The 241-nt window shown below is 65.6% G+C and carries 1 protein-coding gene; it reads right to left on the bottom strand.

The features are described 5' to 3' along the window. A partial coding sequence (locus BST14_RS32235) for an insulinase family protein (RefSeq protein ID WP_211280866.1) occupies window positions 1-241 on the bottom strand: 241 nt, incomplete at both ends.

Genomic DNA, 241 nt, shown 5'->3' with positions numbered 1-241 from the left:
CGTCGCCGCCGTCCAGGCCGCTGAAGAACAGGTGCTCGAGCAGGTGTGGCAGCTGCTTTTCACGGCACGAGAAGTCGGCGAAACCGACCCCCACCACCAGCCGGATCGAGACGTGTCGGTGCTGCTCGGTGGGCTTGAGCAGCACGCCCATGCCGTTTTCCAGCTGGAAGGCTTCGACCTCGCTGCGCTGGTCGGCGTACGACCAGGGGCAGAGCAGGCAGAACAGCAGCAGGGTGGACAA

The sequence above is a fragment of the Mycobacterium arosiense ATCC BAA-1401 = DSM 45069 genome, assembly GCF_002086125.1.
Classification (GTDB): Bacteria; Actinomycetota; Actinomycetes; order Mycobacteriales; family Mycobacteriaceae; genus Mycobacterium; species Mycobacterium arosiense.
The sequence above is the reverse complement of the archived record's forward strand: the minus strand, read 5'-3'. Positions and strand labels throughout refer to the sequence as shown.